Source organism: Mesorhizobium sp. DCY119 (assembly GCF_003590645.1).
Classification (GTDB): Bacteria; Pseudomonadota; Alphaproteobacteria; order Rhizobiales; family Rhizobiaceae; genus Mesorhizobium_M.
Genome location: NZ_CP031834.1, coordinates 3,193,974 through 3,213,701, shown reverse-complemented (window position 1 = coordinate 3,213,701; position 19,728 = coordinate 3,193,974). Strand labels below are relative to the sequence as shown.

Sequence of the window (19,728 nt, the reverse complement as noted above, 5' to 3'; positions counted from 1 at the left end):
TTTCAAATAGTTCTTGATGGCGCACGCGCCGATTGCAGACGATCCTGCACCATCCTTCATCAGAAGGAAACCGGTCCTCTTCGGCATTCTCAGGTCCGGATAACGAAACAAGGGGAATAATGCCATGTCTTCAGTTCCACATTCTGTGGACGAGGTGCTGCCGGCGCCGCGTTTGTTCGCGCTCGGAATCCAGCACGTGCTGGTCATGTATGCCGGCGCAATCGCTGTCCCACTGATCATCGGCAGGGCGCTCAAGCTCGACCCGGAGCAGGTGGCCTTTCTGATTTCCGCCGATCTGTTCGTCTGCGGCCTTGTCACCATCATCCAGTCATTCGGCGCGACGCAGTGGTTCGGCATCAAGCTGCCGGTCATGATGGGCGTCACCTTTGCCTCGGTCGGTCCGATGGTGGCTATGGCAGGCGCCAATCCCGGCACAGACGGAGCGCGCATGATTTTCGGCGCGATCATCGGCGCCGGCATCGTTGGCATTGTGATTGCGCCGCTGGTCAGCCGCATGCTGCGGTTCTTTCCGCCAGTGGTGACGGGCACGATCATCGTCGTCATCGGTGCTTCGCTGATGCGCATCGGCATCAACTGGATTTTCGGCAATCCGGTCGGGCCGACAGCGCCGAAACTGGTTTCACCCGAACATGCGGCGTGGCTGAAGTCGATTTCGGACGCGGCATCGGCTGCCGGCTCGACCTTGCCTCCGATGCCTGCCGGCCTGTCGCTTGCGGCAACGGTTCCGAATGCTGCCTATGCGCCGGTCTCCAACATTGTGATCTCGGCGATCGTGTTATTTTCGATCCTGTTGATCGCCAAATTCGGCAGGGGCTTTCTGGCAAACATCGCGGTGCTGCTCGGCATCATCGTCGGGGGTGTCATCACCGCCGCACTCGGCATGATGCATTTCGAGAAGGTCGCTTCCGCCGGCTGGTTTGAACTGGTGACGCCTTTGCGCTTCGGCATGCCGATCTTCGATCCGATCCTCATCCTCACCATGACACTGGTGATGATCGTCGTGATGATCGAATCGACCGGCATGTTCCTGGCGCTGGGCGAGATGACGGGCCGCAAGATCAGCCAGCCGATGCTTTCGGCCGGACTGCGCACCGACGGGCTCGGCACTGTCATCGGCGGCCTGTTCAACACCTTCCCCTATACCAGCTTCTCGCAGAATGTCGGGCTGGTCGGCGTTACCGGCGTGAAAAGCCGTTTCGTCTGCGTGGCCGGCGGCATCATCCTGATGGTGCTCGGTCTCGTGCCGAAGATGGGCGCGCTGGTGGAAGCACTCCCGACCTTCGTGCTCGGCGGGGCAGGACTCGTCATGTTCGGGATGGTGGCTGCGACCGGCATCCGCATCCTGGCGGCAGTGGATTTCAAGACGACGCGCAACAACCTGTTCATAGTCGCGGTCTCGGTAGGTCTTGGGATGATCCCGCTGGTCGCGCCGGACTTCAAGATGTGGCTGCCGCACGACATCCATCCGCTGGTCGAATCCGGCATATTGCTGGCTTCGGTCTCGGCCGTTGTGCTGAACGCCTTCTTCAACGGCGTGAAGGGCAACGAGGCTGACGCCCGCGAGGCGGCAATGGCGGCGGAAGCATAGTCATCAAAAGAAAAGGCTGCCAGTTGGCAGCCTTTTCAATTCTGGCATTGGTTCAGATTAAATGGAAAAACTGGTGCCGCAGCCGCAGGACGCCACGGCGTTTGGGTTCCTGATCTGGAACGATTGGCCCATCAGGTCGTCGACGAAGTCGATCACCGACCCGCCCATATAGACCAGAGACAGGTCGTCGATCAGCACCGTCGCGCCGTCTCTCTCGATGGCGATGTCGTCGTCGTTCTTCGCGTCGACCAGATCGAATTTGTAGGAGAAACCCGAGCAGCCACCGCCTTCGACGGAAACGCGTAGCGCGATCTTTCCCGGTTCACCGGCGACGATCTTCGCAATCCGCTTCGCAGCGGCCTCGGAAACGTCTACACCCTTCATGGCAGTCTTGGCATCTGCGCCCATTGGCGTCACCTTGCATTCGCCTTGTTACCATAGGTATGAAGCGCGAAGGGGCAAGTCAACCAGCAGCGGCAAGTCAAAAATGGCGAACGAGCTAGGCGACATCGGTTTCGGCTATCGGCCGCGCGCTGCCTATGCCTGCGATCCGGCGCTTTCGCGCGGGCGATTTGTCGATGAAGTCGAGAGCCCGACGCGCACGCCGTTCCAGCGCGACCGCGACAGGATAATCCATTCAACGGCGTTTCGGCGTCTCAAGCACAAGACGCAGGTGTTCATCGCCCATGAAGGCGATCACTATCGCACGCGGCTCACGCACACGATCGAGGTGGCCCAGATAGCACGGGCCCTGGCGCGCGCCTTGCGCTGCGACGAGGATCTGGCCGAGGCGGTGGCACTGGTCCATGATTTCGGCCACACGCCCTTCGGCCACACCGGCGAGGACGCGCTGAACGAGAAGATGGCGGCCTGGGGTGGCTTTGACCACAACGCCCAGTCGCTGCGCGTGGTCACGCGGCTGGAAAGGCGCTACGCCGAGTTCGACGGGCTGAACCTGACATGGGAAACGTTGGAAGGGCTGGTCAAGCACAATGGCCCGCTGACCGACGCCAAGGGCCATGGCCTGAAAGGCGCGGTGCCACAGGCGATTCTCGACTATTCGGAACTCCACGATCTCGAACTGGACAAGTTCGCCAGCCTGGAGGCGCAATGCGCCGCGATTGCCGACGACATCGCCTACAACACACATGACATCGACGATGGCCTGCGGGCAGGGCTGCTGACGCTCGACATGCTGGAGGAGGTGCCTCTGCCGGCCTCGATCCTGAAAGGGGTGCGAGAACGCTATCCGGCGCTCGACCCGGCGCGCACCGGGCACGAACTCATGCGGCGGCAGATAACCATCATGGTCGAGGACGTGATCAAGACCGCCTCGGCGCGGCTGGCTGAGCTGAAGCCGCAAAGTGTCAAAGACGTTCATGCCGCCAAGTCAGCCATTGCTACGTTCTCTGACGAAATGGCACCGGCGGAAAAGGAACTGAAGGCGTTTCTCTACAAGAATATCTATCGCCACAAGGACGTGATGCTGGTGCGCGAGGGCGCCGACCAGATCGTGCGCGAGCTGTTCGACGCTTATTTTGCCGATCCACGCGAGATGCCGGACGGCTGGCGCGAGGGGCTCGATCGTGCTGCCGAGCGCATAAAAGCGCGCCATGTCGCCGATTTCCTGGCCGGTATGACGGACACTTATGCGATCAAGGAACACCGACGGCTGTTTGACCGCACGCCCGATTTGGGCTAGGCGGAACCGGTTTTCCGGCATTGAGCCGGCATAAAGTGCCGATTTTCCAGAGTAGCCATCCATGAATATCTTCGCCGATTTCAACGAGCGGATCATAAAGATCGTTGAAGCGCTTGATCTTAAAGACAAAGACGGCCAGCCAGCCGATCTCTCGCGTATTGCCGTAGAGCCGCCGCGCGATGCCACGCATGGCGATCTGGCGACCAATGCCGCGATGGTACTGGCCAAGCCGACCGGGCAGAACCCGCGCGCGCTGGCCGAAAAGCTCGCTGAGGCGTTGCGTCAGGACAAGGATATTGCAGCTGTTGACGTTGCCGGCCCTGGCTTCGTCAACCTGCGGCTGACGGATGGTTTCTGGCAGGCGCATCTGACCAGCCTGCTGGGTGTCGGCGCCGATTATGGCCGCTCGACGGTCGGCAAGGGCATCAAGGTCAATGTCGAGTATGTATCGGCCAACCCGACCGGCCCGATGCATGTCGGCCATTGCCGCGGCGCGGTGGTGGGCGATGCCCTGGCCAATCTGCTCGGCTTTGCCGGTTATGATGTGACCAAGGAATACTACATCAACGACGCAGGCGCGCAGATCGATGTGCTCGCGCGCTCGGCCATGCTGCGCTACCGCGAGGCTTTGGGCGACGAGGTCGGGGAAATCCCGGCCGGCCTTTATCCGGGCGACTATCTGGTGCCGGTGGGGCAGGCTCTGGCCAAGGAATTCGGCCGCGACCTGCTGCAGAAGCCTGAGGACGAGGCACTCGCACTCATCAAGGACCGCACGATCGACGCCATGATGGTGATGATCCGCGAGGATCTGGCCCTGCTGAACGTGCATCACGAGGTGTTTTTCTCCGAGCGCACGCTGCACGCCAACAACGCCGCCGCCATACGCTCCGCCATCACCGACCTGAAGCTCAAGGGCCACGTCTACAAGGGCAAGCTGCCGCCGCCCAAGGGGCAGAAGCCTGAGGACTGGGAAGACCGCGAGCAGACCTTGTTCCGTTCCACCGACGTTGGTGACGATATCGACCGGCCGCTGGTCAAGTCGGACGGCGCGTTCACCTATTTTGCCGCCGATGTTGCCTACCTCAAGGACAAGCTGGATCGCGGCTTCAATGAGACGATCTTCATCCTCGGCGCTGACCACGGCGGCTACGTCAAGCGGCTGGAGGCGCTGGCCAAGGCTTTGTCAGGTGGTTCGCTGAAGCTGACCGCGCTTCTGTGCCAGCTGGTTAAGCTCTACCGCGATGGCGAGCCGGTGCGCATGTCGAAGCGCTCGGGCGACTTCATCACCCTGCGGGAAGTGGTGGAGGAGGTTGGGCGCGACCCGATCCGGTTCATGATGCTCTATCGCAAGAGCGATGCGCCGCTCGACTTCGACTTCGCCAAGGTGACTGAGCAGTCCAAGGACAATCCGGTCTTCTACGTGCAATATGCTTCCGCGCGCTGTCATTCCGTGTTCCGGCAGGCAAAGGAGCAGTTGGGCGAGGGCGCTTTCGACCGGGCTTCGCTTGCCGAATCGGCTGCAAGGCTGACTGATGAGAGCGAGATCGGATTGATCAGAAAGCTCGCCGAATATCCCCGGCTCGTCGAATCGGCAGCACTTGCGCATGAGCCGCATAGACTGGCATTTTACTTGTATGATCTGGCTTCCAGCTTCCACGGACACTGGAACCGAGGCACGGAAAATCAGGACTTACGTTTTGTTAAGGTTAACGACCGACAATTGACGTATGCCAGACTTGGGCTGGTGCAGGCTGTCGCGGACGTTTTGACGTCCGGCCTGGCGTTGATCGGGGCTGATGCGCCCGTCGAAATGCGCTAGGTTTTGCGGTAAAACCTGTCACCATTTGCCCACATTGCGCTGGTAAGGCCCAACCTTACGTGACGCCCATTGCGTCCGAATAGTGCGAGTATCGGGAAAGAGTATGGTAGACAGAACCCAGCTTAAAATCGCCGATCGGGACCAGTTGTCGAACGATGATCCGTTCGCCGAACTGACCCGGATCATGGGATTTGACCCGCGCCAACCTGTTCAGCAGGAACCGGCGGCAGCGCCTTCTTCGGTCGCAGGTGTCGAGGCGGACGATTTCGGCATCGATCTGGAAAAGGAACTGATGGGCGAGTTCGCCCAGGAAGATTCCGTGCACGACAATGTGCACGCTTTCCAGCCGGCCTATCGCACGGAAACGGCCTATCAGCCCGATGACCCGGCGGCCTACGAGCCCGAGGTTTCGTCTGGAGAACTGGAGGTTGCTGAGTTCGAAGCTCTGGAGCCTCAGCCTTCGGAGGCCGAACCTGCTTTTGCCGTCCAGCCGGAATATGAGCCGACGGTCGCTTTCGAAGCTGCCCCGCTGGAGGCTCTCGCCCCAGAGGCAGGCAACTTCGACGATGCCGTCGCCGCTGAGTTGGAAGACGAACTGTCTCTGGATGGCGAGTGGTCCCACGCGGAAGTCGTCGTTGAAGAGGCTGCGTCGCCTGAATATCAGGCCGTCACGGCCGCCGAATATGAACCGGCAGATGATCAGCAGCCCGTCGTGGATTATGAATCTGAAGGTGAATACGAAGCTGCAGGTGAATATGCTCCCGCAGCCGAATTCACTCCGGTGGAAGTTGCTGCCGAGCAGCCTGACGCTGTTGATCCTTTCGACCAGGCGGCAGCCGCTTCTTTCGAAGACGATCAGCCGCTTGAGGGTGAATGGTCGCCGGCCGATGCTGGCACTCATGCTGTCTATGAAGACGAGGTTGAGACAGCCTACGAAGCCGCACCTGCTTACGAGACCGCGGCGACGGAAGAATACGCTCAGCCTGTGGCCGCAGCCGCTTCGGAAGAAGCGTTCGCCGATGATTTCGACGCTGCCCTGGCTGAAGTGGACATGGACTTCACTGCCGTGCCGCTGAAGTCGTCCGGTCACGGTTCTATCGATCCGGAACTTGATCGGGAACTCGAGATCGCTTTGCAGCCCGAGGAGCCGGTTTCCATCGTAGACGAGGGTGGGCCGAGCCTTGAGGACGAGCTGAATGCGCTTCTCGGCAATGCGCCGGCGCATCATGCCGAAGAGGCTCCGGTCGTAGAGGCCGTTGCCGAAGAGCCAGCATATGCGGTTGCCGACGAGCCTGCCTATGCCGTCGCTGCGCAGGACGTAGACGACGAAATCGAACTGGAACTCGCAGACGAAGACGTGCTTGCCGAGACGCCTTCCGTCGAAGCTTCGCAGCCGGTGGTTTCCACGCCTTACTCGCTCAGCAATTATCGCACCGGTCAGCCGGTCTACGCGGCTCCCGCCGATGAAGCCGGCTATGAGGCCGAGCCTGTCGCGGAAGCCGAAGCGGATATCGATCTCGAATTCGACGATGAAGCCTTCGACGCCGCATTCGCCAATTCGATTGAAGATGTAGACCTTGCTTTGGACGAGGATGAGCATGCGCCGGTCGAGGAGCCGGCAGTCGCGGCTTCCAGCCAGCCTAATGATCCTTATGCCGATCTGGCCGCGCTGACGGCTCAGTTCACGCCGACCGGACCGGTAAGCTCCTGGAACAGGCATGAGCCTGAACCGCAGCCGGTTGTCGCGCACTATGAGGAAGCGGCTGACGAAGACTTCGCAGCACCCGCCGCCGGCTACAACGATATCCCGGACATCGAAACGATCGACGTGCCGGAGCAGGCGGTTGCGCTCGCAGAAGACCTCGACATTCCGGAGCTGGCTTTCGAAGAAGACGTTCCGGCAGCCCCCGCTTACGACGACATCGACGCGGAGTTCGCAAGCCTTCTCAACGACATGAATTCGCCGGAACCAGCACAGCCGCAGCAGGCTGCAGGCGATGCCGACGACTTCGCCGCCGATTTCGAGCGTGAGTTCCAGATCGACGAGGATGCGCTGACGCAGGGGCATCCCTATCAGACTGCAGCCGTTGCCGGGGCCGCCGTAGCTGGCGCGCTTGGCGCAACCGCTGCTCATACCGCCTATGCGCCTGCTGCTACCCAGCCTGCCTTCGACACTGGCGCGCTTTCGGGTTCGCAGGGACGGGGGCAGTATCAGCAGCCCAATCTCGATGATTTCGATTATGACCCTGACGCTGATGAAGAGATGTCGGCAGCTGCCTATGGCGCGGCTGGTGAGAGAGAACGTCCGCAGCGGCGTGGAATGCTCATCGCTGCCGTTGTCGGCGGAATCGCGGTCATCGGCGCCATCGGTGCCTATGCGCTGTCGGGCAGCAATGTCGGGTCGGGTGCGCCGGCGCTCGTCAAGGCCGATGACGGCCCGATAAAGATCAGGCCGGAAAATCCGGGCGGCACGGTTGTGCCCAACCAGGACAACAAGGTCTACGACACCGTTTCGCGAACGCCTTCCAGCGCTACGCCGACGCAGGAAAAGCTGGTGACGACGGCTGAAGAGCCGATGGATATGGCCGCCCAGGATCCGGAGCCGGCGCTGGACGAGACGGACATGGCATCCGAGACCGACGGCGACGCCGCCGCTCCCATGGCCAAGTCCGAGGATCGCATCCAGCAGATCATGCAGGAAAACGGTGGCGACCAGAACCCCGAAGTGGCCGCAGTCACGCCACGCAAGGTGCGCACGATGGTCGTGAAGTCGGACGGCACGCTTGTCCCACGCGAGGACCCGGCGCCTGCCGCGCCGGCGATCGATCCGGCAACGACGGCGTCTGAGAGCGTCACCGATCCGGTCGGTGCAACCACCACGGCTTCGGTGCCTGCCACCAAGCCTGCCGCGTCGCTCAATGAGCCTGTACCGGCCGAAGCCAATGCCGCTCCGAAGGCTGCAGCCAAGCCGCAGAACTCGACCACGCCGAAATCGGTGGCGATCGCGCCGACGCGTCCTTCAGACCAGCCGGTCGATGTTGTTGGCGAAGTGAAGGCCGACCAGGTTGCTGCCCTTGCTCCTGCAAGCGCTGCTGCGGCTGGTGCATGGTCCATGCAGATCGCCTCTCAGCCGAGTGAAGCGGCCGCCCAGTCGTCCTATCAGGACCTGCAGCGCCGCTACGGCAGCGTGCTCAACGGCCACCAGGCGAACATCGTCAAGGCCGAGATTGCCGGCAAGGGTACGTTCTGGCGCGTTCGCGTGCCTGCACCGAGCCGTAACGAAGCGATCTCGCTTTGCGAAAGCTACAAGGCTGCTGGCGGCAACTGCTTCGTCTCGAAGTAGGCAACTGGCAAAATTCGAAGAGAATGAAAACCGGCGCGACATGTTCGCGCCGGTTTTGCTTTGCGCAGGGCCGATAGCCGATTTCGAATGGATTCCCTCGAAGCCCATGTTGCTCTAATCTGAGGGCCATGACCGAATCAAAATCCATGATCCTTGGCTGTGCCGGGAAAACGCTCACTTCTGATGAAATTCGCTTTTACGGCGATGAACGCCCCTGGGGGTTCATCCTGTTTGCCCGCAACATCGGCGACCCGGAGCAGATTCGCGATCTGGTCGCTTCCATGCGTGACAGCGTTGGTCGGCCGGAAGCGCCGGTCTTCATCGATCAGGAAGGCGGCCGGGTTCAACGTCTGCGCCCGCCGATCGCGCCCAATTATCCGGCCGGTGCAGCCCTTGGCGCACTCTACAGGAGCGATCGCAAGGCAGGCCTGCGCGCGGCTTGGCTTCTGGCACGGCTGCATGCCTTCGATCTCCTGCGTCTCGGCATAACGGCCGACTGCCTGCCGGTTCTGGATGTACCGATTGAGGGTGCAAGCGATGTCATCGGTACCCGCGCTTATGGCAAGGAGCCGCAAAGCGTGATGGCATTGGGCAAGGCTGCGGCCGAAGGACTGCTTTCCGGCGGCGTTCTGCCGGTGATGAAACACATTCCCGGGCACGGTCGGGCATTCTCGGATACGCATTTCGAACTGCCGACCGTCGATACGCCGATCGAGGAATTGCGGGCCCATGATTTCGCCCCGTTCAAGGCGCTAAGTCATCTGCCGATCGCAATGACCGCCCATGTTGTCTATTCGGCGATCGATCCTGATGGCCCCGCGACCACTTCCGCGAAGGTAATCCGGGAGATCGTGCGCGGTGAGATCGGTTTTGACGGCCTGCTGGTCAGTGACGATACGTCGATGAAGGCACTTTCTGGGGATTTCCCGTCCAAAGCCGCTTCGATCCTTGCGGCTGGATGCGATCTGGTCCTTCACTGCAATGGGGTGATGGAAGAAATGACGGGCATAGCTTCACGCACCACGGCGCTTGCAGGAAAGTCGCTGCAACGCGCCGATCGTGCGCTAAGCTACATTCGTGAGCGCGATGCAGCCGACGAGGCGCAGATACGGGCCGAGTTTGCGAACTATTTCGAAGCGGTGGCATAGACGCCGCCGATTTTAAGGAGAGAAGGCACCGAATTGGCGGAGACATTGGAGAGCCGGGCCGGGAAGGCCACGCCGATGGACCGTCTCTGGGCGGAAAACGACGATTCACGCGGCGTCAGCGAACCAGCGATGCAGGTCGACGTTGCCGGCTTCGAAGGCCCGCTTGATCTCCTCTTGCATCTGGCGCGCAACCAGAAGGTCGACCTCTCCCGCATCTCGATCCTGGCGCTGGCCGAGCAATATCTGAAATTCATCGACAGCGCCCGGGCCATCCGGCTGGAACTCGCCGCCGACTATCTCGTCATGGCGGCTTGGCTCGCTTTCCTGAAATCCAAGCTGCTCATTCCCAAGCAGCCCGGCGACGAAGGCGAGAGCGGCGAGGAACTTGCCGCTGTCCTGCAATTTCGCCTCAAGCGGCTTGAAGCCATGCGGGACGCGGCCTCGCGGCTCGTCAATCGCAACCGGCTTGGCCGTGACGTTTTCGCGCGCGGCATGCCGGAAATGGTCATCGTTGACAAGAAAAACGAATATTCGGCCTCGCTCTACGATCTGTTGACCGCCTACGCCATCCAGCGGCAACGGCAGGCGATTACCAATGTACGGATCGCCAAGCGTGGCGTCTGGTCGCTGAAGGAAGCGCGCGACATCCTCACCCGCCTGGTCGGGTCGTTCAAGGACTGGACGGCGCTCGATCAGTTCCTGCTCGTATACATGACCACTCCCGAGGAGCGTGCTACGGCCATCGCCAGCTCTTTTGCCGCCACGCTGGAATTGGTGCGCGAGGGGCATATAGAGATGCGGCAGCAGGATGCCTTCGCGCCGCTCTATCTGCGCAGCCGCGCGCCGGCCGAGAAAGCAATCGAAGGTGCGCCATGAGTGACAGCGCAAATGCCACGGTGATCCCGTTCACGGTTGATGAAGAGGCCGAGGCCGAACGCAATCCGGCAGAGCGCCTGATTCTGGCGGAGGCTGCGCGCATGGCCGAGGCCATCGTCTTCGCCAGCTCCGAGCCGGTGACCGAAAAGCAGCTTACGGCACGTCTGCCTGAAGGTGTCGACGTTCGTGCTGCAATGGCCGAACTGCAGAAAATCTATGCGCGGCGCGGCGTGAACCTCGTTCGTGTCGGCGACGCCTGGGCTTTCCGGACAGCCGGCGATCTGGCCTTCCTGATGAACCGCGACGCCATACAGCAGAAGAAGCTGTCGCGCGCCGCTCTCGAGGTGCTGGCCATTATCGCCTATCATCAACCGGTGACGCGGGCCGAGATCGAGGACATCCGCGGTGTTGAAACCTCGAAAGGCACGCTCGACACGCTGATGGAAACGGAGTGGGTGCGGATGCGCGGTCGTCGCCGCACGCCCGGCCGGCCTGTTACCTATGGCACCACCGAAAAATTCCTCGACCATTTCGCACTCGAAGAAATCCGCGATCTGCCGGGTATGGAAGAGCTGAAGGGAGCAGGGCTGTTGTCGGCCCGGATGCCGTCGAATTTCTCTGTCCCGCTTCCGCCATCCGATCTTGATCTGCTGACCGAAGACGAAGATCCGCTGACCGATATCGACCTTGAAGAGCTCGGGCTGTTGACACCCAAGGTTACAGATGATTGACCAGGGCCGGGTTGGGTCAAGGGTTGTGTTTTAAGTGAAGAATGGGGAAGCGCAGACCGCAAGCCGGGTGACCGCGGGTGTCACTTTTGCCGCGCGCCTTGCTTTCGAAAATATCTGCCATTCATTTGGGCCGGAAGCCGAGACGCTGCGCGACGTTTCGCTCGCCGCTGAGCCGGGCGAGGTTCTGTGCCTGCTTGGACCCTCCGGCTCTGGCAAGACGACGCTGCTTCGCATTGCGGCCGGGATCGAAAGCCAGTCGACCGGGCGCGTTCTGCTCAACGATCGCGAGATCGCGGGGCCGTCGATCTTCCTGCCGCCGGAAAAACGCTCGATCGGCCTTGTCTTCCAGGATTTCGCGCTGTTTCCGCATCTGACCATCCTGGACAATGTCCGCTTTGGACTGACCGCGCTTTCGGGCGAAGAGGCGCGGCGCGAGGCTTTGATCGCGCTGTCACGCGTCGGGCTGGAACATTACGCAGGTTCTTATCCGCATGTGCTGTCCGGTGGCGAACAGCAGCGTGTGGCGCTGGCGCGCGCCTTGGCGCCACGTCCGGCGGTGCTTTTGATGGACGAGCCGTTTTCCGGGCTCGATTCGCGCCTCAAGGACAATGTGCGCGCCGAAACGTTGGCGATCCTGCGCGAAAGCCGTGCGACCGCGATTGTCGTGACGCATGACGCCGAGGAAGCGATGCGCATGGCAGACCGGATCGCGCTTCTCAGGGACGGCCGCCTTGTCCAATCCGGCCGTGCCGAGGAGCTTTATCTCCGCCCTGCGAATCTCTTTGCAGCCGGATTCTTTTCCGAGCTTAACGTCTTCGCTGGCCGGGTTGCGAATGGTGCGGTGGACACGCCGGTGGGCAAGATTCCGTCGCCGGACCTCTCCGAAGGCGCGAAAGCGACGGTGGCGGTGCGGCTGACAGGCTTCGACGTCAGCGAAACGGAAGGTGAAATCGAGGCAAGAATCCTGTCACGCCGCTTCCTCGGCGTTGTGGAATTGCTGGAATTCGCCGTCTCAGGTGCTGAAAAGCCTGTGCGTGCCCGCATACGCTGCGGCGCTTTGTCTGCCAAAGCACGTGACATCTGGCTTTCCTTGCGAAAGTCTGACGTACTTATGTTTGAAACGCAGCGCGAAAGCGCATAGATCAATCTCAGGAAATCGTTCGAGAGAGAGTTACAATGGGTTCGTTTTCGATATGGCACTGGCTCATCGTGCTGGTTGTGGTTCTGCTGCTGTTTGGCCGTGGCAAGATCCCGGAACTGATGGGCGACATGGCTAAGGGCATCAAGAGCTTCAAGAAAGGCATGTCTGACGAGGACGCTGATGAAGGCGTCAAGACCGTCGATGGCCGGACCGTGGAGCATCGCTCCGACGAGACCATCCAGGCAGCCAAGGAAAAGGCCAGCAAGAGCTGAACCGTTTCCCAGCTAGTCAGGTTGGATAGTCATGTTTGATATCGGCTGGACCGAAATGCTGGTGATCGCGGTCGTTATGATCGTGGTCGTCGGGCCGAAGGATTTGCCGCGCATGCTGCGCACGTTCGGCAAAACGACGGCGAAACTGCGCACCATGGCGGGCGATTTCCAAAAGCAATTCAACGAGGCTTTGAAAGAAGCCGAGCTCGACGACGTCAAGAAGTCCGTCGATGAGTTGCGCAGCCTGAACCCGACCGCCGAGATCAAGAAGCAGCTCAATCCGTTCGAAAAGGCGGCGTCGGATGTGCGTGCTGGTCTCGACGCGGCGATGAAGCCGAAGCCCTCCACGGCGGCGGAACCTGCTTCCGATGCGGTGCATGCGGCCGAGCCGTTGAAGAATGGTGCGACCACCATGCCCGGCGTTGCCGGTCCTGAAGCGATGCCAACTGCGGCGCCGGTATTTCCAGCGACAACGCAGGAGCCCGCGCCTGTCGCCAAGCCTGCCAAGTCAGCGCCAGCCTCCAAGCCTGCCAAGGCTGCCGCAGCACCGAAAGCGGCTGTGAAAGCACCGGTGGCAGCCAAGCCCGCTGCCAAAGCTGCTGCGCCGAAAGCCGCAAGCAAGGTTGCTGCTGAACAGCCGGCAGCCAAACCAGCCGCAGCCAAGCCCGCCAAGGCTACGGCAAAAAGTCCGGCCAAGCCGGCAACGACCAAGAAAAAACCAGCGGGAACTGCCAAGTGAGTGAACCGGAAGACGAAATCGAAAAGTCATCGGCCCCGCTGATCGAGCATCTGATCGAACTGCGCACGCGCCTTATCTGGGCGATCGGTGGGTTTTTCGTAGCCTTCCTCGGCTGTTTCTTCTTCGCCAAGCAGTTGTTCAACCTGCTGGTCATCCCGTTCAAATGGGCGACCGCATGGGCCGGCCTCGACCCGCACAAGGTCGAGCTGATCTATACGGCGCCGCAGGAATTCTTCTTCACGCAGATCAAGTTGGCCATGTTCGGCGGCCTGGTCATCGCCTTTCCGCTTATTGCCGCCCAGATCTACAAATTCGTCGCTCCCGGCCTCTACAAGAACGAACGCAGTGCGTTTTTGCCGTTCCTGATCGCGTCGCCCATCCTGTTCCTGATGGGCGCATCGCTGGTCTACTTCTTCTTCACCCCGATGGTGATGTGGTTCTTCCTGGCCATGCAGCAGGCCGGCACGGACGACCATGTGCAGATTTCGCTTCTGCCGAAGGTTTCGGAATATCTCAGCCTGATCATGACGCTGATCTTTTCGTTCGGCCTGGTGTTTCAGCTTCCGGTCGTCACCACGCTTATGGTGCGTGTCGGGCTGTTGTCGTCGCAGGCGCTGATCGACAAGCGCAAATGGGCGATCGTGCTGGCCTTCATCGTGGCAGCGGTGCTGACCCCGCCCGACCCGGTCAGCCAGATCGGTCTTGCCCTTCCCACCATCCTTCTTTACGAGATTTCAATCTGGACCGCCCGGATGATCGAACGGAATCGCGAACAGGAACGCGTGGCGCGCGAGAAAAAGGAAGCCGCTGAAGCGGTAGCCGAAAAAGCGCCATTGAGTGGGACTGGAGACGGTACCGCCGCGAGCTGACAGCCTTTCGATCCGCCGTCGCGGCCGCCTCTAGAACTCATACTGCGACCGGACTTCTGACATGCTTGACATCAAATGGATTCGCGAGAACCCGAAAGCCCTCGTTGACGCCCTGGTGAAGCGCTCATGGTCCTCGGACGAGGCGCAGGCAACCGTCGATGATCTGCTGTTGAAGGACGAGCAGCGCCGCGCGCATCTTGGCGAACTCCAGGTCCGGCAGGAGCGCCGCAACGCCGCGTCGAAGGAAATCGGCAACGCCATGCGCTCAGGCGATTCGGTGCTTGCCGAACAGCTCAAGCTTGAAGTCGCCGACATCAAGAGCTTCATCCAGAATGGCGAGGCGCGCGAGCGCGAACTCGACAAGGCGCTGGAAGATGCACTGGCCGTCATTCCCAACGTGCCGTTTGATGACGTTCCGGTCGGCGCTGACGAAAACGACAATGTCGAAGTCCGCAAGGTAGGCGCGATAAAGCAGCGTCCGAACTGGGTGAAGGAGCATTTCGAGATCGGCGAGGCGCTCGGCCTGATGGATTTCGAGCGCGCCGCAAAGCTTTCAGGCAGCCGATTTACAGTGCTGAAGGGCAAGCTTGCGCGGCTCGAGCGCGCCATCGGCCAGTTCATGCTCGACCTGCACACGACCGAGCACGGCTATCAGGAGGTAATCCCGCCACTGCTGGTTCGCGACGAGGTTCTGTTCGGCACCAATCAGCTGCCGAAGTTCGAAGATGACCTCTTTTTCGTGCCTCACGGCGACGGTCGCTTGGGCCTCATCCCCACCGCCGAAGTCCCGCTCACCAACCTCGTCCGCGAGGAAATCCTGGCGCAGGAAAAACTGCCGCTGCGCATGACGGCGTTGACCCCTTGCTTCCGCTCGGAAGCCGGCTCGGCCGGTCGCGACACGCGCGGCATGCTGCGCCAGCATCAGTTCTACAAGGTCGAACTGGTCTCGATCACCGATGCCGACAGCTCGATTGCCGAGCATGAGCGCATGACGCAATGCGCGGAGGAGGTGCTGAAGCGCCTTGAACTGCCGTTCCGCACCGTCACGCTGTGCACCGGCGACATGGGGTTCGGCGCGCGCAAGACCTACGACATCGAGGTCTGGCTGCCGGGCCAGAACGCCTATCGCGAAATCTCGTCCTGCTCGGTCTGCGGCGATTTCCAGGCGCGGCGCATGGATGCCCGCTATCGCGTCAAGGACGAGAAGGCGACGCGCTTCGTCCACACGCTCAACGGTTCGGGCACGGCTGTCGGTCGCGCGCTGATCGCGGTGCTTGAAAATTACCAGAACGAGGATGGCAGCGTAACCATTCCTGAAGTTCTGCGTCCTTACATGGGCGGCGCAGCCAAGATCGAGGCGAACTGACCCTTATGCGCATTCTCCTGACCAATGATGATGGCATCCACGCCGAAGGTCTGGCCTGCCTCGAGCGCATAGCGCGCACGCTGTCCGACGATGTCTGGGTGGTCGCACCGGAGACGGACCAGTCCGGCTTTGCCCACTCGCTGTCGATCTCCGAGCCGCTTCGCCTGCGCAAAATCGGCGAAAAGCATTTCGCCGTGCGCGGCACACCGACGGACTGCGTCATCATGGGCGTGCGCAAGGTGATGCCCGAGCCGCCGGATCTGATCCTTTCCGGTGTCAATTCGGGTGCCAATCTCGCCGACGACGTGACCTATTCGGGCACGGTGGCCGGGGCGATGGAGGGCACGATGCTCGGCATTCGCTCCATTGCGCTTAGCCAGGCATACAATGTGCAGGACGGCGCGCGGCTGGTGCCGTGGGAAACGGTCGAGGCGCTGGCGCCGGCGCTGCTGCAGCGGCTGCTCAAGATCGACCTGCCGGACGGCACATTCCTGAATGTGAATTTCCCAAACTGCCCGCCCGAAGAAGTCGAGGCGACCCGCGTCACCACCCAGGGCAAGCTAGTCCACAGCCTGTGGATCGACGAGCGTGCGGACGGGCGCGGCTTTCCCTATTTCTGGCTGCGTTTCGGCCGCGAGCCACCCGAATTGAAGGAAGGCACCGACGTTCACGCCGTGCGCAGCAAATTCGTTTCGGTGACGCCGCTGAAGCTCGACCTTACCGCCCATGAGATCCGCGACCAGTTGACGAAGGCGCTGGCATGAACTCCATCGACGACCGCGAAGGCTTTGCAGCATTTCTCCTGAGGTTGCGCGGGCGCGGCATCGTCCCCAAGGACATGATCACCGCCTTCGAGGCAACGCCGCGCCACGCCTTCATTTCCGCGCAGTGGCACAGCATCGCCTGGTCGGAGCGGACGCTGCCGATCGAATGCGGTGAGACGATCGAGGGCGCCGATCTGCAGGCAGCGGTGATCGCAGCGCTTGCAATCGAGCCCGGCAGCCGCGTTCTCGAGATCGGCACCGGCTCCGGCTATACCGCAGCCGTCATGTCGCGGCTTGCCGCGCGCGTGGTGACGGTGGATCGCTTCAAGACGCTGACCGAACAGGCGCGCCAGCGTTTTGAAGCGCTCGGCATCACCAATGCGTTCGTGCGTCAGGCCGACGGCTCGAACGGGCTGGCGGGTGAGGGGCCGTTCGATCGCATCGTCGTCTGGGCCTCGTTCGACGGCCTGCCGCGCAGCTTCGTCGATCAGCTGTCCAGCGGCGGCATCATGATCGCGCCGATCGGCCCTGACGAGGACGAGCAGGTCATGGCCAAACTGACCAAGCTCGGCAGCCGCTTTGAGCGCGAGGATATCGGCATCGTGCGTCTTCAGCCGATCGCACGCAGCGTTGCGGCGGTGATCTGACTCGTCGCTCTCACGTTCGCGTATTTCTTACTATCTTCTCCAGCCTCTTAACCGACCAGTAACATTAACGCGCTTTAATCATACCAGTTGGGTATCGAGTATACGCGGGTTATTGCGATGCGAATCAGTATTTTAGCCAAGAACGAACGCGCTCTGGCGCGCAGTGCGGCCATATTCCTGGTCGCGAGCATGGCGGCGGGTTGCAGCGCCCAGGTCTCGCGATTCGGTGGCGGCGGTGTCGATGACATCTTTACCGCCTCGACGCCAAATCAGCGCCAGATCCTCGGGCAGCAGAACCAGCCTTATCCGGGCGATGCTCAGATGGCGGCAGCGCCAGTTGCTCCCGCCCAGACAGAATCGGTCACCCGTGGCGCGCTGACCCCGGTTTCCTCCCAGCCATTGCCTCCGCCGCCGACGACGCAGGCTGCGATGAACACGCCGCGCGCCACCAACCCCGCTCCGGCTTTGGCTCCGGTCGCTGCCGCAAGGTCGCTAGACCAGACCGTGACAGGCACCGTCGCGCAGACAAAGCAGCCGGTCATGGCGAGCGTCGAGGAAGAGGTCGCAGGCTGGTCGCGTGCCGGTGGCACCCAGGTCACCGCCAAGGAAGGCGAGACCGTCTACAATCTCTCGCGCCGCTTCGGCGTGCCGGCCAATGTGTTGATGAAGGTCAATGGCATTTCCGAGCAGGGCGGGTTGCAGGCTGGCCAGAAGGTGGTCATCCCGACCTACGTCTATTCCAGCAAGGCGCCGGTTTCGGCACCCGACAGCAATCCGAACGTTGCGGACGCCAGGTCCTCGACAGGCACGAAGTATGACGTTCCGGCCCACAAGGTGCCGGTGCCGACGGGTGCGCCTGCGGGCAATCTCGGCGTGTTGCCGCAGACGCCGAAGCTGAAGGAAGGCGAGAATGCGCCGCAGCCGACCGCCACGGCTGCCAACGACGCCAAGGCATCGACGGCGCCCGGAACCTACAAGGTTCAGGAAGGCGACACGCTGAGCAAGATCGCCCGCAAGACGGGTGTGAGTTCGGCTGCGCTGAAGTCGGCTAATGGTCTCCAGGACGGCACCATCCGCATCGGCCAGACGCTACAGATTCCGGCTGCCGGTGCTGCCACCGTGGCTGCTGCGGCGCCCGCACCGAAGGCTGCCGATCCCGTCGTTACCGGCGCGACCGTACCCTCGAAGCCGTCGACTGCGGCGGCTCCGACGGTTGTGGCCTACACGCCGCCGAAGAAAGAAAAACTTATCGAGCAGGTCGAGCAGGATGATTCAGCTGCACCGGATGCCACGGGCATCGGCCGCATGCGCTGGCCAGTTCGTGGCCGCGTCATCACCGCTTTCGGCAAGGGCGGCGGAAAGTCCAACGACGGCATCGACATTCAGGTGCCGGAGGGCACGCCGGTCAAGGCTGCCGAGAATGGCGTCGTCATCTATGCCGGCGACGGGCTGAAGGAATTCGGCAACACCGTTCTGGTTCGGCACGAGAACGGACTGGTCACCGTCTACGGTCACGCCAGCGAGTTGAAGGTTTCACGCGGCGAGAAGGTCAAGCGCGGCCAGGAGCTTGCGCTTTCGGGCATGAGCGGCAGCACGGACTCGCCGAGGTTGCATTTCGAGGTGCGCAAGAACTCGTCTCCGGTCGATCCGTCGACCTTCCTCGAATAAACGATTACCGGCTCCCTGAATCCCGGTCCATCATCTGTGCCCGCCCCCGACAGGGGCGGGTTTTTGCATTCTGGAATGACTATGAGCGCATGAAGACGCTCAGTCTTTCAGCGGCTGACCAAGCCGGCCGGCGAGATCTTGAATGAATTGCCAGGCCACGCGCCCGGAGCGGCTGCCGCGCGTCGTCGCCCATTCCAGCGCGTCGGCACGCAGGAGATCCGGTTCGATCTTGAGGTCGTGGTAGCGGACATAACCGTCGACCATCTCAAGATATTCATCCTGCGAGCATTTGTGGAAGCCGAGCCAGAGGCCGAAGCGATCCGAAAGCGATACCTTCTCCTCGACGGCCTCGGACGGATTGATCGCCGTCGAGCGCTCATTGTCGATCATATCGCGCGGCAGCAGGTGCCGGCGATTCGACGTCGCATAGAAGATCACATTGGCCGGGCGGCCTTCGACACCGCCCTCGAGTGCGGCCTTCAGCGACTTGTAAGACGTGTCGTCGTGGTCGAAGGAGAGATCGTCGCAAAACAGGATGAAGCGGAAGGGGGCTGCCTTCAGGATCGTCATCAGCTTCGGCAGCGTGTCGATGTCTTCGCGGTGGATTTCGATCAGCTTGAGCGGCGCGTCCTTCTTGCGCGAGGCGTTGATGGAGGCATGCACCGATTTGACCAGCGACGATTTGCCCATGCCACGCGCGCCCCAGAGCAGCACGTTGTTGGCCGGCAGGCCGGCGGCAAACCGCTCGGTATTGTCGACCAGGATGTCGCGTACGCGGTCGACGCCGCGGATCAGGCCGATGTCGATGCGATTGACGCGATGCACCGGCTCCAGAAAGCCGGGATCGGCCGCCCAGACAAAACAGTTGGCTTCATTGATGTCCGTCTGCGGCACGGCGCGGGGCGCCAGTTTGCTGACAGCATCGATGAGAAGATCGAGCTTCTGGGTGAGCGTTTCGATGGTATTTTCGGTCATTTCGCATTCCGCATTCGTGGCAAACAACGTCGCGAACGCTCTAACACGCTCAAACAGAC

The 19,728-nt window shown here is 61.6% G+C and carries 17 protein-coding genes; 15 read left to right on the top strand and 2 right to left on the bottom strand.

From position 1 onward, the window contains the following. Window positions 1-124: 124 nt before the first annotated feature. Entirely contained in the window at window positions 125-1,609 is a 1,485-nt protein-coding gene (locus tag DZG07_RS15720) for a nucleobase:cation symporter-2 family protein (RefSeq protein WP_119818479.1), read from the top strand. A gap of 57 nt (window positions 1,610-1,666) precedes the next feature. Here the strand turns inward: DZG07_RS15720 and erpA are convergent, their stop codons facing one another. After that, window positions 1,667-2,017, bottom strand: a complete 351-nt coding sequence (erpA, locus tag DZG07_RS15715; protein ID WP_091911824.1) for an iron-sulfur cluster insertion protein ErpA — start codon at window positions 2,015-2,017, stop codon at window positions 1,667-1,669. Window positions 2,018-2,096: 79 nt separating this feature from the next. On the opposite strand from erpA, the gene DZG07_RS15710 reads away from it, so the two are divergent. From DZG07_RS15710 to DZG07_RS15645, 14 genes are all read left to right on the top strand, one after another. After that, window positions 2,097-3,311, top strand: a complete 1,215-nt coding sequence (locus DZG07_RS15710; RefSeq protein WP_119818476.1) for a deoxyguanosinetriphosphate triphosphohydrolase — start codon at window positions 2,097-2,099, stop codon at window positions 3,309-3,311. Window positions 3,312-3,372: 61 nt separating this feature from the next. After that, window positions 3,373-5,130 (top strand): arginine--tRNA ligase, encoded by a 1,758-nt coding sequence (gene argS, locus DZG07_RS15705; RefSeq protein WP_119818473.1) that lies wholly within the window; start codon window positions 3,373-3,375, stop codon window positions 5,128-5,130. Window positions 5,131-5,233: 103 nt separating this feature from the next. Next, the gene (locus DZG07_RS15700) at window positions 5,234-8,473 is read left to right on the top strand and encodes an SPOR domain-containing protein (protein WP_119818470.1); all 3,240 of its coding nucleotides are present in this window, start codon (window positions 5,234-5,236) and stop codon (window positions 8,471-8,473) included. A 128-nt stretch (window positions 8,474-8,601) separates the two neighbouring features. Continuing rightward, window positions 8,602-9,621, top strand: coding sequence for a beta-N-acetylhexosaminidase (gene nagZ / locus DZG07_RS15695; RefSeq protein ID WP_119818467.1), 1,020 nt, complete (start codon window positions 8,602-8,604; stop codon window positions 9,619-9,621). A gap of 75 nt (window positions 9,622-9,696) precedes the next feature. After that, on the top strand, window positions 9,697-10,497 hold the full coding sequence (locus DZG07_RS15690; protein ID WP_091911815.1) for a ScpA family protein: 801 nt from the start codon (window positions 9,697-9,699) through the stop codon (window positions 10,495-10,497). Then, window positions 10,494-11,228: an SMC-Scp complex subunit ScpB gene (scpB, locus tag DZG07_RS15685; protein WP_119818464.1), complete on the top strand. Its 735-nt coding sequence runs from the start codon at window positions 10,494-10,496 to the stop codon at window positions 11,226-11,228. The genes DZG07_RS15690 and scpB overlap by 4 nt, the downstream gene beginning before the upstream one ends. Before the next feature lie 34 nt (window positions 11,229-11,262). Further along, window positions 11,263-12,369, top strand: a complete 1,107-nt coding sequence (locus DZG07_RS15680; protein ID WP_119818461.1) for an ABC transporter ATP-binding protein — start codon at window positions 11,263-11,265, stop codon at window positions 12,367-12,369. Between the two features lie 35 nt (window positions 12,370-12,404). After that, window positions 12,405-12,641, top strand: a complete 237-nt coding sequence (locus tag DZG07_RS15675; protein ID WP_091911809.1) for a twin-arginine translocase TatA/TatE family subunit — start codon at window positions 12,405-12,407, stop codon at window positions 12,639-12,641. Between the two features lie 31 nt (window positions 12,642-12,672). Continuing rightward, on the top strand, window positions 12,673-13,380 hold the full coding sequence (gene tatB, locus DZG07_RS15670) for a Sec-independent protein translocase protein TatB (RefSeq protein ID WP_119818458.1): 708 nt from the start codon (window positions 12,673-12,675) through the stop codon (window positions 13,378-13,380). Continuing rightward, the gene (tatC, locus tag DZG07_RS15665) at window positions 13,377-14,249 is read left to right on the top strand and encodes a twin-arginine translocase subunit TatC (protein ID WP_091911805.1); all 873 of its coding nucleotides are present in this window, start codon (window positions 13,377-13,379) and stop codon (window positions 14,247-14,249) included. Before tatB ends, tatC begins: the two co-directional genes overlap by 4 nt. 61 nt (window positions 14,250-14,310) lie before the next feature. Beyond that, window positions 14,311-15,615, top strand: coding sequence for a serine--tRNA ligase (gene serS / locus DZG07_RS15660; protein WP_119818456.1), 1,305 nt, complete (start codon window positions 14,311-14,313; stop codon window positions 15,613-15,615). A gap of 5 nt (window positions 15,616-15,620) precedes the next feature. Beyond that, complete coding sequence (surE, locus tag DZG07_RS15655; protein ID WP_091911801.1) at window positions 15,621-16,379, top strand: 5'/3'-nucleotidase SurE; 759 nt, start codon at window positions 15,621-15,623, stop codon at window positions 16,377-16,379. Beyond that, on the top strand, window positions 16,376-17,026 hold the full coding sequence (locus DZG07_RS15650; protein ID WP_091911799.1) for a protein-L-isoaspartate(D-aspartate) O-methyltransferase: 651 nt from the start codon (window positions 16,376-16,378) through the stop codon (window positions 17,024-17,026). Before surE ends, DZG07_RS15650 begins: the two co-directional genes overlap by 4 nt. A gap of 117 nt (window positions 17,027-17,143) precedes the next feature. Next, a complete protein-coding gene (locus tag DZG07_RS15645) occupies window positions 17,144-18,694 on the top strand; it encodes a LysM peptidoglycan-binding domain-containing M23 family metallopeptidase (protein ID WP_119818453.1) in 1,551 nt (516 codons plus the stop codon). A gap of 99 nt (window positions 18,695-18,793) precedes the next feature. Here the strand turns inward: DZG07_RS15645 and DZG07_RS15640 are convergent, their stop codons facing one another. Next, window positions 18,794-19,669 carry an ATP-binding protein gene (locus DZG07_RS15640; protein ID WP_119821784.1) on the bottom strand — a complete coding sequence of 292 codons (876 nt, stop codon included), beginning with the start codon at window positions 19,667-19,669 and terminating at the stop codon, window positions 18,794-18,796. Window positions 19,670-19,728 lie beyond the last annotated feature (59 nt).